Origin of the sequence: Gelidibacter mesophilus DSM 14095 (assembly GCF_000423005.1) — a bacterium.
GTDB classification, from domain to species: Bacteria; Bacteroidota; Bacteroidia; order Flavobacteriales; family Flavobacteriaceae; genus Gelidibacter; species Gelidibacter mesophilus.
In genome coordinates, this window is sequence record NZ_KE383968.1 from 153,656 (window position 1) to 169,099 (window position 15,444).

Genomic DNA, 15,444 nt, shown 5'->3' on the forward strand with positions numbered 1-15,444 from the left:
TTAATTGATTAGTTGGTTCATTTGTATTTTATCTGTTAACTTTTCAAAAGTAATATTCCATAGCACACTATAGCTAGAATTAGGCTGTAATATTTGCAAACCTATCTTATTATTGAAACTGTCTGTAGCTCCGGTCATGGGCTCGATAGCAATTACATTTGAGGCTTTAGGTGTATAAAGCTGTAAGTAGTTGTCATTGGAACTACTTGTCATAGTAAGATGGTACCCTGGGGTATAAAACTGGAATGTATTGTTTTGAAGTTGATATCCGTCATCTAATGTTACATTTTTCAGTTGAAATGGCATTTTCACATCAAAAGGAGCGGTTCCGGAAACAATGTGTTGTGCGTCGCATAAATACTTCGTAGCGCTTTCAAAACTAAGAGCACTTTCATCTAAATTTTTACTGGCAAAATATGGGTGCCAACCTAGAGTAAACGGGAAGGTCTTATGGCCTTTATTGATAATTTCAACCGCTAAGCTCAGGGTTTCATCAGTCAAGATATAGATTAATAAAATATGAAATTGAAAGGGAAAGCCTTTACAACCTTCATGTTTGTATTGTAAAGTGACAGAACCTGAACTGACCGAAAGTGAGCTATCCACACAATCAAATGGCTTATCGTAAACCAGTCCGTGAAGTGCGTTATTTTTGTCCACTTCATTGCAATTTAAAACATAGCTGTGGCCGTCAAACGTGTATTTACCATCCCTAACTCTGTTCGCAAATGGAAACAAAATGGACGATGCATAATTGTCTTTATAGGTTGAAGGGTCAAAATCTGCCAACACTCGGGTTTTTTTAAACATGAGGTCACTGAGTCGGCCACCTTGATTAAGACAGAGTGTCGCCTTAGAGCTATTGTCAGGATTGCTAATTTCTATAAATTGTAGGTCTTTTACCTCCTTTTGGGTTAGTGTGTACAACTATTTATAATGATTTTCTGATTATTAATCGGTTAGGGTTTTCAACTTGAGCGAACTCCTTATTCAAGATCATTTGCGCCAAGCGTTGGCCCATTAAATTGAAATCGGTGGAGATGGTTGTGATGCCATCTTCAACGATTTCTTTTAATAAAGTGTCATTATAGGAAATGATGCCAATATCTTTTGCAATGGACAGCTGCTGCTCTTTAATGCGTTTTATTATTCGTATTAGATTCTTATCGTCTAAGATAATATAAAGTTCGCCATGGCGCAATTCTCTATTCATAAGGTTGTCAATAATTTCATGATCTATACGGTGATGCGCACAAAACAAGAGAAAACCATCTTTAATACCTTGCGGTTGACGAGCAGCCGGAAACAATAAAACTAATTTTTTATAGGCATTGATTTGCTCTAGCGCTGCTTCAAGGCCTTTATAAATGTCCTTTTTAAAATTTTGAAATACAGAAGGATAATTCTTAAGTTCTGGATGTGTCTGATCTAAAATATAGACATTTTCGGCCGGCAATCGCTCTATGGTTTGCGCGGTATTATTGAGATTGGCAGGCATAATAACATAGGCACTGTAATCGCCCACGTTATCGTTGATCAATCTGTTGAACATGTCATTGTTAAAGTGATGAAAGAAAATATCCACTTGTATGTTATCACCCAAACTGGTCAGGAATGAGTTGTACAAATCTTCTTTAAAAGAATTGAATTCGTCAAACAGCAAGAATATTTTTTGACTAATATCTACCTCTTCACTATTGACATAATAGCCTTTCCCAACGATAGAATGAATGATGCCACGTGTTTTCAGCTCGTTAAAAGCAGTAAGAACCGTATCTCTTGAGAGCGAATTTTGGTTTTTAATACTGTTCAAAGAAGGGAGTTTGTCCCCCTTTTTTAAAGTACCGGTCACAATAGCCTCTTCAATAGAAGCAACAATTTGTTTGTACTTAGGGATGCCTGACTTTTCTTTAACAGTGACAATTCTCATAGAACAAATTTAGAAAAATTTAACATATAAACAAACTGGTAGGTACTGGTAGTTATTTTCAAAAAGAAACAATTATATTTGTGAGTTCAGTTTTAGGTTTAGAAATAGATTGAAAAAATTATCTAGAAAGTGAAAGCTACCGATGTCGAGGTTTAAAAACCTTGGTTGTTGAAGTTTAATATACGAGTCAAAATAAAATAGTTATGATACAAACAAGAACCACATTAGCCGAGATGTCTAAAGCCTTGAATCTATCTATCTCTACAGTTTCAAAATCGCTTTCTGGTAGTCCTGAAATTAGTTTACCAACCCAAACACGAGTTCGTGATTTTGCAAAATCCTGCAACTACATTCCTAATAATTTTGCTTCAGGCTTAAGAAAAGGCTACACCAATACTATTGGCTTGGTCATCCCGAATATTCTAAATTCTTTTTACGCCAAAGTATTGGCCGGCATTGAAAATCATTTGGACCAGAACAATTACAAACTCATTACCTCTATTTCCAACGAATCCATCGACAAAGAATCAAAAAGCTTAAACAAAATGGCAGGTGGCTATGTTGACGGTCTTATTATGTGTGTCTCGAAAGAAACGGAACTCACAAACACTTACGATCATATTAAGGCACTCACTGGTAGAGGTACGCCCTTAGTATTATTTGATAGAATATGTGAAATGATTGATTGTGACAAAGTGATTATTGATGATTATAAATCGGCTTATGAAACAACCGATTATCTTATAAAGCACAAAGGGCTTAAAAACATTGTAATGACCTCTCTCATTAATGGCTTACATCACGGAAAATTGAGAGCCGAAGGGTTTAAAGACGCTCTAAAAACGAACCATCTAAGTACTGAAAATAAAATTATAGTTGCGGATACTCCAGAAGCACTAAAGATCAAGCTTACCGCTTTTTTAGAAAATGATACTACCGTTGATGGCGTTTTTGGTCTTAACGAACAGGCTATTGTTCAAACCATACAAGTCACCAACGTATTAAAATCCTATTCTAAGCATCAAGATATTGTTATTGCTGGATTTTGCAATCATTATCAGGCAAATTACCATCCCGATCTGATAATTGTTGAGCAAAATGCAGAGACTATTGGTGCTGCTGCGGCAAAACTGATTATTAAACGAATTAAAAGCAAAGAAATGCAACCGTTTTACACAAAAATGATTGCTACTGAATTGGTTTAACAATCCGTTTAGAAAATCTCAAAATAACCCAAAAGGATGCATTGGATTTTTAATATGCATTCCTTTATACCTATTTTCTATCGCAACTACCAAGACCTATTTTTTAGGTCAAACCTTAATATATTGACCACCGAATCTTTAAGTTACGAAAAAAAATATCCTTCATTTTTAAAATGAAACGTCTCTACATCCATCAATTTTTTACTTCAGCGCATATATATGACAAGGCATTCAGCATCTACGTCAGTTTAAATGCGTCAGGATTTAATGCATGAGAGCATTTTTTTAATTGTAAATTTAAGGCATGATTTAGATGGCTGAGCTGTGATTAATAGCATCAGGCAATTCATTGAATATTTAAAAATATAATTTCAAAAACAAGACTTATGAAAACACTACGTAAAGCTTTAATAGTTTGTATCGTAACAGGTACAGGCTATTTTACCCAAGCTCAAGAGAATATTACTGTTGACGATTCGCAAAAATTCTACTTTCGGGTCAGTGCCGGTTATAGTTTTGAATCTGGCAAAACCGAATTTAATAACGCCGATCCCAACGAACTCACCGGCATTAAGCAATCTACAGACGTTACAGTAAATGCCGATGGATCTTCTGTAAATGTCAAATCACTTAACGGAACTGTCGGCGCCGGCGTAAAAGCCAATGTGACTGCTGGCTATATGTTCAATCCATATATTGGTGCAGAATTGGGCGTGAGTTACTTTCATGGCGACAAAACTTTAATCGGACGCTTAAGAAGTCCACAGGTTGCTTCTGAAGAAAACACGTATTTAAGAGGTTTTGACGTTGCTCCAGGAATCTTCTTGACCCCAAATTTCAAAACTGTAAATCCTTATGCCCGTATTGGATTAATTGTTCCAATTGCAGGTCATCTTACTATTGAAACTATTGCAAGACAAACCAATGCCGGAGGCCCTGGCACTGATATTATGGTGGAAGCCAAAAGTGAAGTTAAAGCCAAATTTAGTGTGGGATATTTTGGCGCCATTGGTCTCAACTATCCTATTAGTGACAATTTGAGCATTTTTGGAGAGGTTGAAATCAAGAATTTAAGTATTAAAAGTAAATCGGCAGAAATCGTTGAATATTCTACCACTGCTATCACCAATGGACAATCGCAATTGGTACCTGGTCAACAATTGGCAGATCTTCCTGTTTATGAAAAGCAATTTGAGTTTAGTGATGATTACAATCAAAGTACCACAACCCCACCCAACCAGAATGCACCTAGAGAGATTCCAACACAATTTGTAAATGCAAGCGGTACGGGAATCAATGTTGGGGTTAGGTTTACACTATAATTAGAGCTCATGAAAACACTAAAAACATATTTTTTATACCTTGGACTGCTATTTTCAAGCACCTTGATGGTTCAATCACAAAACATAGAAGGCCAATGGAAAACGGTAGATGATGAAACTGGAAAGACGCGATCTATTGTTGAATTGTATAAGGATAATGGAAAAATCTACGGAAAGATTGTCAAACTATTGAATCCTGAAGATAAAGGAAAGTTATGCATAAAATGTACTGGCGAGGACTATAATCAACCAATTGAAGGATTAGTGATTGCTAAAGGTTTGACAAAAGAAAAAGGCGACAATGCCTACGAAGGAGGCACTATTTTTGACCCACAAAAAGGAAAGGAATATAAATGTAAGATGTGGATTGATAATGACGCCCCAAACACGTTGAACGTTCGCGGGTATGTTGGATTTTTCTACAGAACCCAAAAATGGTATCGCGTAACGGATTAAAACCCTAATAGAAGATGAAAATTGAAAAGCACTTAATTTATTTTAAGTGCTTTTTTTATCTCTTAGAAGATTGAAATTATTGAAGTTGCAAAGTTTGGGTCGCGGAAGACTGCAACAACAGTTTTCTCAAAATCCCCTGAATTTCTGTAGTTTCTTTCTGCGGAATAAGAAAAGCTTCCAAATCCTCCGCATTTAAAATCTGTTCTGATTTCTCTATAAAGCCATAACCAAGATAAAGTCCGTTTTTTATGAGTACAAAAGCTTCTTCTTCCAAGTGGCGGCCTTTTTCTTTTAAAACGACATTTTGGTTGGAGTTGGCCATATAATCAATCGCTAAACTCACGCGTTCATTATAATCAATAATAGATTCTTCATCTTTACAAACACCTTTGCAATTGGCTAATTTGTAATGCGAGCAGGTCCAGACATTTTCCTGCAAATGGCAATATTTTGGACAGAGTTCAAATTGTTCGCACACCTGCTCTAAAAAAAGTCTGCAATCGCGAATGCTATGCAAAATTTGCAACGGATTTGGTGTTGCCTTCAGCGTATTCCAAGCCAAATGCTGAATGCCTTGCCTATCTTCATAACTGAAAACGGCATACGGTTTTGGCACACGTTTGGCCGCTTGGTTGTAAATGGGAAAGTGATGTTTTATGGCCGCATCCTCCATCAACCGCGCCACAAGATCACTTCCTGAAAGTTCAAAATCGATATGGGTGGTTTCTCTACAAAGGTTCAGTTCCTTTTCTTTTTTATCATAGAAATGTCCTAAAACACGTTTTTTTAAATTGAGTGCTTTCCCTACATAAATAATTTTCCCCTTTTTATTTTTGAAATAATAAATCCCCGCACCATTTGGAATCCCTTCAAAAATTGCGCTAGGCAAATGCGAGGGCAAAGTCGCTTCTTTAGAACCTTTTTTCAGAAAGTCGGCAAAAACCGTATCTGATTTTTCATGAGCCAATAATTTTTCAAATAAGGTGACGGTCGCTTCCGCATCGCCTCGTGCCCGATGTCTGTCAACCAAAGTAATATCTAAGGAATTGCATAATTTCCCTAAACTATACGATCGAAATCCAGGAAATAAAACGCGCGATAATCTGATTGTACAAAGTTTTCGACGTCTGAAATCGGTGTCAATCTTCTTGAACTCATTACGGATCACGTTGTAATCAAAATTGACATTATGGGCCACAAAGATACTGTCTTCAGTAATGGACAAGATATTCTCTGAAATCTCTGCAAAGGTAGGTGCATCAGCAACCATGGCGTTATCAATACCGGTTAGTGCCGTTATATAATCGGGAATTAACGCTTGCGGATTTACTAAGGATGTGAATTCAGCCAGAACTTTTTCGCCATCATGTTTAAAAATGGAAATTTCCGTGATTTCATTGCCACGTCCAGTGGTCTCCACATCAATAATGGTATAGGTCGTTTTTGCTTTTCCCATTATGCCATTTTTTGAACGGCTTCCAATTCCACCTTTAATTCTTGGAACATGGCCATAATACTACTCATTTTCAACTCCTTTTCATCATATTCCTGAGTATTGATGCAACAGGTAAATTCCCACAACTCCAACACATTCTCAACAGGAACCTCATAAGGCTGATAGGTCTTATTATCGCTGCTCAATAACAAGGTTTGCTTCTGGTCTATCAAATTATAAAGACGCTTATAAACCAGACCATCATCTTTGGTCAGCACAATATAAGTGCGTCCGTTTTTCACATCTTGAATATCTTCCACAAATTTGGCCACCACAAAGGCCCCGTCTTTTACCGGCAACATGGAATCGCCTTTGATAGGAAAAGCCCGATGGGTTCCCGTTGGAAGAAAAGGTAATTTGATTTTTTGGAGCTGTTCAATATATTCCGGATCATCATAACCGGAAAGATATCCTGCAGATGCTTTTGCAGGAACAATCTCAATGAGATCCTCATTGTCTTCATTGACGGTGATGGGAAACAGGACGCGTTTACTACCAATATCGATAAAGGAAGTATCCTTGGCTTTGCGCAAATCATTTTTGACTAAAATATCAATGGGGATTTTAAAATAATTGGATAAATCAATCAGCCGATCGATGGGTGGTTCTGAACGCCCCTCTTCATAAGACCCCACGATGGATCGCGACCAACCCAACTCATCGGCAAAACGCTCTTGGGAAAGCTGTTTCAGCGACCTTAAATGTTTGATGTTTATTTGTATGTATTTCATGATTTTCTGCTAAGCTTGGTTATTGACAAAAAGAGGCTAATAATCTTATAAAAGTTTGTAAATCTATTTTCAAAAATCCTTAAACGGAAGACTCAACTCAAAGACATTATTCGGATTTTGATAGCTATTGAAGATCCTTAAAATATAGATATGATCTCCTTCCACTCTATAAATGATCTTAAAACTCCATTTGGTCACAAACCGAATGTTTTCTGAATTATAAACAGGCTCCATCGGGTATTTATAAGGATCATTTTCCAAACTATCACAAAGTTTGGAAAATGTTTTTAAAACCAACAGCGCATTTTGCGGTTTTCTTTGGACCATGAGTTCTATCTTCTCACGAAGATCCTCAACGGCTTTAGAGTGCCAACTTATTATCATCTGCAATAGGTTTTAAAACATCAAAAGTTGTCTTTAGAGAAGCTTCTTTAGTGTCAATCTCAACATTCAACGCATTTAAATCTTCAATATAATCATGTTCAGAAATTGGAAGTCCGTTCACATCATAAGCAAAGACATTCTCCTTATCCAAGAGGTCTTTAACCTTCTCCAATACCTGTCTATTCGAAAGGCCCAAAATACGTTGTGCCACAGCGATTTTTAAAATTTCTGTTTCCATAATTAACGAAATTAAATTTCTCTTTCAATCTTCCGGCATGAATCTTAAGTCATCGGTCTCAATCATCTTGATTCTTGATTCTTAAACTTACTACAAATATAAGCAAGACTTACTACATATAATAGTTAATTTTGAAAAATAATAAATTCAATACCTCATGTATCTCAACTGCCACACCTATTACAGTCTTCGCTACGGCACTATCAAGCCCGAGCAATTGCTCGCTATTGCTTCAGAAAATGGCTTACAGACTCTGGCGTTGACAGATATTAATAGTACATCAGCATGTTTGGACTTTGTGAGATTGTCATCAAAATACAAAATAAAACCAGTATTGGGTGTCGATTTTAGAAATGGGGCCCAACAACGGTTTATTCTTATTGCCAAAGACAATAACGGATTCAAAAACATTAATCATTACCTCTCCGAATTCCTGCACAATTCTGAATTGGAAATCCCTGAAATGGCTCCAGAACTACAAGATGTTTTTGTAATCTACCCATATATCCATAAAAAAACATACCAACTTAAAGATCACGAATTCTTAGGCATCAAACCCCAGGATCTTAACCATCTCAAATTCTCAAAATGGAATTCCCTACGGCATAAATTGGTCGTATTACAGACCGTTTCTTTTCAGAATAAGAAAGATTTTAATACCCACCGCTTATTGCGTGCCATTGACAACAATACCTTATTGAGCAAACTTTCAAAAAGCGAACAAGGTTTGGAAACGGACAAAATGTTGCCCTATCAGGAATTGTGTGCTACTTATAATGAATTTCCTGAACTGCTGGAAAACACTTCGACCATTCTTGAAAAATGTAGTATTGATTTTGATTTTTCACAAGAAAATCCAAACAACCAACACTCTTACACTCATAATGAAGCATTAGATTTAAGGTTACTTAGAAAACTCACTTATGACGGATTGCATTACCGTTATAAAAAACCCGGCGAACGCATCTTTACCCGTATTGAAAAAGAGCTCTCCATCATTGAACAAAAAGGCTTTGTCTCCTATTTTTTGATCAATTGGAAGATTCTCAAATACGCCCGGAGCAAGAATTACTTTTACGTGGGCCGTGGCAGTGGCGCCAATAGCATTGTGGCGTATTTACTCAGAATTACAGATGTGGACCCGGTGGAACTCGACCTATACTTTGAACGTTTTATCAACGTTTTTAGGCAGAACCCGCCCGATTTTGATCTTGATTTTTCATGGCGCGATCGCGATGATATTACAGATTTCATCTTTTCAAAATTCACGAATACCGCTTTAATCGCCGTCTATAACACTTTTAAATTCAAAGCCTCCGTTAGGGAGTTGGGGAAAGTCTTTGGCCTTCCAAAAGCAGAAATGGACCTGCTCACTAAAGGCAAATATAACGTTCAGCACTTGGATAAACTGTCTCAACTCGTGATCAAATACAGCACTTATATTCAAGGCTTTCCCAACTATTTAGGCATTCATGCAGGCGGAATTTTAATTGCCGAAAAGCCCATCCATTATTATGGGGCCACTTTTATGCCGCCAAAAGGGTATGCCACCACACAATTTGATATGGTTGTAGCTGAAGATATTGGCCTCTATAAATTTGATATCTTGAGTCAGCGCGGACTCGGAAAAATTAAGGAAGCTACCGAAATTGTTGCTTATAACCATCCTGAAAAACCGCTCATTGACATCCACGACATCAAACGCTTCAAACAAGATTTGCGCATTAAACATTTGCTCAAAAACGCCAAAGCTATCGGCTGTTTTTATGTAGAATCTCCTGCAATGCGTATGCTCATGCGGAAATTACAGGTCGATAATTATTTGGGCTTGGTGGCTGCCAGTTCTGTAATCCGTCCTGGCGTTGCTAAAAGTGGGATGATGCGCGAATATATTTTGCGGTATCGCGATCCTGAACGTCGTAAGGATGCTCCAAAAGTATTGCTCGACATCATGCCAGAAACTTATGGCGTGATGGTGTATCAGGAAGACGTGATCAAGGTGGCGCACTATTTTGGCGGACTCACTTTAGGAGAGGCCGATATGCTACGACGTGGGATGTCTGGAAAATTCCGATCGCGGGATGAATTCATGAAAGTAAAACAACAATTTTTTGATAATTGCAAAAAAGCAGGAAAACCAGATGAATTGGTAGCAGACATTTGGCGACAGATTGAAAGTTTTGCAGGCTATGCCTTTGCCAAAGGCCATTCTGCATCCTATGCTGTGGAAAGCTACCAGAGTTTATTTTTGAAAGCTTACTTCCCATTGGAATATATGGTGGCCACAATCAATAATTTTGGCGGTTTCTATAGCACAGAACTCTATGTTCAGGAAGCGCGAATGGATGGCGGAACTATAGAGGCACCGTGCGTCAACACCAGTTTTACACAAACGATCATTCATGGGAGAACAATTTACCTCGGATTTATGCTCCTGCAATCTTTTGAATCAAAAACCATCAAACGCATCGTGAAAGAACGCAATGCACAGGGTAACTTTTTGAGTTTGGACGATTTTATTGAACGGGTGCCCATTTCCATAGAACAGATTTCAATATTGATAAAAATAAATGCCTTCAGATTTACTGGCAACAACAAACGCGAACTGCTTTGGGAAGCCCACTTAAAAATCAATAAACATGCCGTTCAGGAACCTGTCTTTACGTTATTTAAAGCCGAACGTATCCACTATAAAACGCCTGAATTGCCAAGTACTGCTTTGGAAAACGCCTTTGATGAAATTGAACTGTTGGGCTTTCCTCTCTGCAATCCGTTTTACCTGTTGGAAAAACGTTCTGTAAATCCGTTACGGGCAAAACATTTAGCTCCCTTGGAAGGAAAGACCGTTACCATTGAAGGGTATCTCATTACCGCCAAAAATACCAAAACCACGAATGGGAAAATCATGCATTTTGGAAATTTCTTGGATCGCGATGGTGATTTTGTGGACACGGTACACTTTCCGCCTGTAGCCGCCAGATATCCTTTTAGAGGGAAAGGTATTTATAGCATCACAGGAAAGGTGGTGATTGAATTTGATTGCGTCACTATTGAAGTGAGCCATATGGAACGATTAGCGGTTATTGAGGATCCGAGGTATAGTACAAGCCCATCTCCTAAATCCCCTTCCCCAAGGAAAGGGGACTTCAGTGGCGGCTTGGTGCGAAAATCGAAGTTGAAGTTGACATCAGAGGTATTGTCATGAATTTTTATTGCTACCAAGGATTCTCTCTAAAATTATCGAGATGCTAAAATGGATGGTTATATTAAACAGAACTAATATGAGGCAAGTCTTTGGGCATCAAGCTCCCTTGATGGGAATAAAGTATCAATTTTCAAACACGTCCAAATCAAATCTTATATCTTATGTCTATCCTCTTTGTTTTTCCTGCCCACCCCCTACCATCTACCCCCTACCCTCTATCCTCTAAACCCCCTTTATAACACATGACCTCCCAACGCAACATAGTACACATGGATCTCGACACTTTTTTCGTGTCTTGCGAGCGCCTGCTCGATAGTCGCTTGATTGGGAAACCCGTACTTATTGGTGGCACCAGCGATAGAGGCGTTGTGGCTTCTTGTAGTTATGAAGCACGAACCTTTGGGATTCATTCCGCTATGCCTATGCGCATGGCAAAACAGCTCTGCCCAGAAGCCATCATTCTTCGTGGAGATGCCGGCACGTACACCAAATTTTCACAAAATGTGACAGACGTCATCAAAGACACCGTGCCCCTATATGAGAAATCATCCATTGACGAGTTTTATATCGATCTGACGGGCATGGACAAGTTTTTTGGCTGTCACAAATTGGCTTCAGAATTGCGCCAACGCATCATGCGCGAAACGGGACTGCCCATTTCCTTTGGCTTGTCGCTCAACAAAACTGTTTCCAAAATTGCTACAGGAGAGGCAAAACCCAATAACGAAATCCAAATTCTTTCAGGGAACGAAAAACCATTTTTAGCACCTTTGTCCGTTAAGAAAATCCCGATGGTGGGCGATGTGACTTACAAATCTCTGTGCGACTTGGGCATCAAACAAATTAAAACTGTTCAAGAAATGCCTATGGAGCTCATGTATAAAGTGCTCGGTAAAAACGGCCTCGGCATTTGGAATAAGGCCAACGGTATTGACCCTTCACCAGTGATTCAATATCAAGAACGAAAATCCATTTCTACCGAGCGTACTTTCAATAAAGACACCACAGATATGGCAAAACTGAAAGGGATTGTTATTGCTATGGCCGAGAATTTGGCTTATCAGCTACGTCGCGGCAATAAACTAACGGCATGTGTGACTTTCAAGATCCGTTATTCTGATTTTCAGACTTACACGCAACAGCAGCGTATTCCGTATAGCGCCATGGATCATAATATCATTCCCGTCGTGTTGGATTTATTTGAAAAGCTTTATAAAAGACGGCTTTTAGTACGGCTGATCGGTGTTAAGTTCAGTCATTTGGTAGAAGGCGGACATCAGGTCAATTTATTTGACGACGACACGAAATTTCTTCATTTAAGCGAAGCGATTGACAAAATGCGCGAACGCTATGGCGACAGAGCGGTTATTAGTGCCGCTGGCATGGAAGCGCGCTCCATCGGCCGGTGGAATCCGTTTAATGGAGAACCACCACCACTGTTGCCGCATCGAAAGTTTTAGGCTCTGGGTTTCTTGTTTCTTGTTTCTTGTTTAAGATTAAAAAAAGTCGTCATTAATCTCAAGCGTTCCTAAGTTTTCTACCAAGGTCGAAATGAACTGTAAGTCTCATAAGACTCTAATTTCGAGATTTATTCGGGCAATCGTTTTTCAAAATATATTTTGCAGCTACTCCCATTCCTCGTACCTTTGATGCTACCCAAATAACAAACTTATGCTCGACAATTTTTGGTTTAACGTAAAGTACGGCATGAACCATGTTTTGGACATCCAAGCCTACGATCATGTCCTGTTTTTATTGGTTCTTACGGTTCCTTATATGTTTAAGGATTGGAAACGCATTCTACTTTTAGTTACCATGTTTACGTTAGGTCATACCATCAGTTTAGTATTGGCCGTTTACGGAATTGTTAGCGTCAATGCCAGTTTAGTCGAATTTTTGATTCCAATAACCATTTTGATTGTAGCCTTATACAACGTGTTTACCGCGGGAAAGAAAGCTCCAAGTGAGAAAATTGGAATTCTATTTTTATCGACATTATTTTTCGGCTTAATTCACGGATTGGGTTTTGCTGGAGAATTCAGAATGTTTGTGGGCAGAGCCGAAAATAAATTATTGCCTCTCATTGAGTTTGCCTTAGGAATAGAGTTAGCACAAATAATCATTGTATTTGTGGTCCTGTTTTTAGGCTTTTTATGTCAGACCATTTTCAGGTTTTCAAGACGGGACTGGATTGTGGTTCTTTCCGCTGTTGTTGTAGGATTGGTAATCCCGATGCTCTTAAACAATCCGTTATTTACCTAATGCCAAAAGGTTTACCTAAAACTTTAACTCTAAATTGTAAAAATTAAAATACGAAGCTTTTAAATTCGTTGTAGGTTTGCAACAGAGAATAATCAGTGGCACTAGGGCAGCCAAATAAAAAATAAATTAATGCCAAAGAAAAAACAATTACGTTACGACAAAGCGTATTTAAGAATAGCTAAAGAATGGGGCAAGCTCTCCCATTGCAAACGCAAGCAGGTTGGCGCCCTCATTGTTAAAGATCGGATGATTATTTCTGACGGTTATAATGGCACTCCTACAGGTTTTGAAAATTACTGCGAAGATGATGAGGGATATACCAAATGGTACGTGCTTCACGCTGAAGCCAACGCCATATTAAAAGTGGCAGCCTCAACGCAATCCTGTAAAGGCGCCACCTTATATATTACCTTATCACCTTGTAAGGAATGCAGTAAATTGATCCATCAAGCTGGCATCATTCGTGTTGTGTATAAAGAAGGCTACAAAGATGATTCAGGGCTCGAATTTTTGACGAAAGCCGGTATCGAATTACAACATATTGAAGATTTAAATGCATAATGGCTTTTAATAAAAAATATATTCCATTAATTATTGGTGTTGCCATTGCAGCTGGCGTCCTTATTGGCGGAAAACTCAATTTCACCGATACGTCTGACCGTCTCTTCACTTCAAACAGTAAAAAGGACAAGCTCAACCGGTTAATTGATTATATAGATTATGAGTATGTAGATGATGTCAATACTGATAGCATTGTGGATGTTACGGTCAATGGAATTTTAGACAAACTCGATCCGCATTCCACCTACATTCCTAAAAACGAGCTACAACGGGTTACTGAAAACATGAAAGGTGATTTTGTAGGCATAGGCGTGAGTTTCTATACCTACAAAGATACTATTGCTGTGATCAGACCTCTTGAAGGAGGCCCAAGTGAAAACGCAGGGATTAAAAGTGGGGATCGGATTATCATGGCCGATAACGATTCTATTTTTGGACGTGATTGGAGTAATGAAGACATTATTAAGAAACTTAAAGGCGATAAAAACACCAAGATAAAATTGAAAGTTTTCCGAAAAGGGGAAGAAAATTTACTTGATTTTACCATAAAACGCGCAAACATTCCTATCAATAGTGTGGATGCAGCTTATATGCTTACCAACGAATTGGCCTATATTAAAATCAATAGGTTTGCGGAGTCCACATATAAAGAATTCAAAAAAGCACTGGATGCTATGCAAGACAAAGGTGCTACCAAATTGGTATTGGACCTGAGAAATAATCCTGGAGGTTTTCTGGCAATTGCCGAACAGATTGTCGATGAATTTTTGGAAAATGGAAAATTGATTCTCTATACAAAGAACAAATCTGGACGCGTTGAAAAAAGCTTCGCTACCCGTAAAGGCGATTTTGAAGAGGGCGAAGTGTTTATTTTGATCAATGAAAATTCAGCTTCAGCAAGTGAAATTGTTGCCGGCGCATTGCAAGACAATGATAAAGGGACGATAGTTGGTCGCAGAAGTTATGGAAAAGGCTTGGTACAACGTGAAATGGCATTGGGTGACGGTAGCGCCGTACGTTTAACCGTCTCTAGATATTATACTCCAACAGGACGCTCCATACAACGTCCTTATGAAAATGGCCATAACGAAGAATACTACAATGATTATTACAAACGTCGAAGCAGTGGCGAATTTAACGATGACGTCAATATTGAAGTGGCAGACTCCTTAAAGTTTACGACGCCTAAAGGAAAAATTGTCTATGGTGGCGGAGGGATTATTCCTGATATTTTCGTGCCTTTGGACACCAGTATTCAGAATGAAACTTTAAATTTCATTAGACATAGCGGACTTATTAATTACTTTGTTTTTGAAGAGCTGGATAAAGATCGGAAAAATTACAAAGATATTTCCAGACAGGATTTCATCTCTGATTTTGAAGTCGATGACGAGGTTGTCATGCGCTTTCAGGACTATTTGAATTCAAGAGGAGGCACCAGAGTAACTTTTGTGGCCTATAATAAGGAAATGAAACAGCTTATCAAGGCTGCCTTAGCCGATCAGCTTTATGGCTCAAACACTTCTGAGGAAATATTAAACGCTTCGGATGAGATGGTACAAGAAGTCATCAAGCTGAGCATCGAGCAATAGAGCCACTTTCTATTAATCTTGTTTATGAACTATTTGCATTTTTAACTGGAAATCATCCTTACA

Annotated in this window: 14 protein-coding genes; 8 read left to right on the forward strand and 6 right to left on the reverse strand. The window is 38.4% G+C overall.

Going from position 1 to position 15,444, the window contains the following annotated elements; translation table 11 throughout:
• Positions 1 to 927, reverse strand: a complete 927-nt coding sequence (locus G525_RS21440; protein ID WP_084647801.1) for an aldose 1-epimerase — start codon at positions 925 to 927, stop codon at positions 1 to 3.
• A gap of 4 nt (positions 928 to 931) precedes the next feature.
• Positions 932 to 1,930 (reverse strand): GntR family transcriptional regulator, encoded by a 999-nt coding sequence (locus G525_RS0118630; protein ID WP_027127488.1) that lies wholly within the window; start codon positions 1,928 to 1,930, stop codon positions 932 to 934.
• Positions 1,931 to 2,133: 203 nt separating this feature from the next.
• Here G525_RS0118630 and G525_RS0118635 point away from each other — a divergent pair, with 203 nt between their 5' ends.
• The 3 genes from G525_RS0118635 to G525_RS0118645 all read left to right on the forward strand — a co-directional run bounded on the left by G525_RS0118635 (position 2,134) and on the right by G525_RS0118645 (position 4,913).
• The gene (locus tag G525_RS0118635; RefSeq protein ID WP_084647802.1) at positions 2,134 to 3,135 is read left to right on the forward strand and encodes a LacI family DNA-binding transcriptional regulator; all 1,002 of its coding nucleotides are present in this window, start codon (positions 2,134 to 2,136) and stop codon (positions 3,133 to 3,135) included.
• A gap of 386 nt (positions 3,136 to 3,521) precedes the next feature.
• Positions 3,522 to 4,457, forward strand: coding sequence for an outer membrane beta-barrel protein (locus G525_RS0118640; protein WP_027127490.1), 936 nt, complete (start codon positions 3,522 to 3,524; stop codon positions 4,455 to 4,457).
• A gap of 9 nt (positions 4,458 to 4,466) precedes the next feature.
• Positions 4,467 to 4,913, forward strand: coding sequence for a DUF2147 domain-containing protein (locus G525_RS0118645; protein WP_027127491.1), 447 nt, complete (start codon positions 4,467 to 4,469; stop codon positions 4,911 to 4,913).
• Between the two features lie 76 nt (positions 4,914 to 4,989).
• Here the strand turns inward: G525_RS0118645 and G525_RS0118650 are convergent, their stop codons facing one another.
• From G525_RS0118650 to G525_RS0118665, 4 genes are all read right to left on the reverse strand, one after another.
• On the reverse strand, positions 4,990 to 6,369 hold the full coding sequence (locus G525_RS0118650) for an exonuclease domain-containing protein (protein WP_027127492.1): 1,380 nt from the start codon (positions 6,367 to 6,369) through the stop codon (positions 4,990 to 4,992).
• A complete protein-coding gene (locus G525_RS0118655; RefSeq protein WP_027127493.1) occupies positions 6,369 to 7,139 on the reverse strand; it encodes an XRE family transcriptional regulator in 771 nt (256 codons plus the stop codon). The genes G525_RS0118650 and G525_RS0118655 overlap by 1 nt, the downstream gene beginning before the upstream one ends.
• A 69-nt stretch (positions 7,140 to 7,208) precedes the next feature.
• Complete coding sequence (locus tag G525_RS0118660) at positions 7,209 to 7,523, reverse strand: type II toxin-antitoxin system RelE/ParE family toxin (protein WP_027127494.1); 315 nt, start codon at positions 7,521 to 7,523, stop codon at positions 7,209 to 7,211.
• Positions 7,501 to 7,761 (reverse strand): hypothetical protein, encoded by a 261-nt coding sequence (locus tag G525_RS0118665; protein WP_027127495.1) that lies wholly within the window; start codon positions 7,759 to 7,761, stop codon positions 7,501 to 7,503. The genes G525_RS0118660 and G525_RS0118665 overlap by 23 nt, the downstream gene beginning before the upstream one ends.
• A 157-nt stretch (positions 7,762 to 7,918) precedes the next feature.
• On the opposite strand from G525_RS0118665, the gene G525_RS21445 reads away from it, so the two are divergent.
• The 5 genes from G525_RS21445 (at position 7,919) to G525_RS0118690 (ending at position 15,381) form a co-directional block, all read left to right on the forward strand.
• Positions 7,919 to 10,966 carry a DNA polymerase III subunit alpha gene (locus tag G525_RS21445; RefSeq protein ID WP_051210018.1) on the forward strand — a complete coding sequence of 1,016 codons (3,048 nt, stop codon included), beginning with the start codon at positions 7,919 to 7,921 and terminating at the stop codon, positions 10,964 to 10,966.
• 242 nt (positions 10,967 to 11,208) lie between these two features.
• Complete coding sequence (dinB, locus tag G525_RS0118675) at positions 11,209 to 12,426, forward strand: DNA polymerase IV (protein ID WP_027127496.1); 1,218 nt, start codon at positions 11,209 to 11,211, stop codon at positions 12,424 to 12,426.
• A 211-nt stretch (positions 12,427 to 12,637) separates the two neighbouring features.
• Entirely contained in the window at positions 12,638 to 13,228 is a 591-nt protein-coding gene (locus tag G525_RS0118680; RefSeq protein WP_027127497.1) for a HupE/UreJ family protein, read from the forward strand.
• Positions 13,229 to 13,357: 129 nt separating this feature from the next.
• Positions 13,358 to 13,789, forward strand: a complete 432-nt coding sequence (locus tag G525_RS0118685) for a deoxycytidylate deaminase (protein WP_027127498.1) — start codon at positions 13,358 to 13,360, stop codon at positions 13,787 to 13,789.
• A complete protein-coding gene (locus tag G525_RS0118690) occupies positions 13,789 to 15,381 on the forward strand; it encodes a S41 family peptidase (protein WP_027127499.1) in 1,593 nt (530 codons plus the stop codon). The genes G525_RS0118685 and G525_RS0118690 overlap by 1 nt, the downstream gene beginning before the upstream one ends.
• Positions 15,382 to 15,444: the final 63 nt, after the last annotated feature.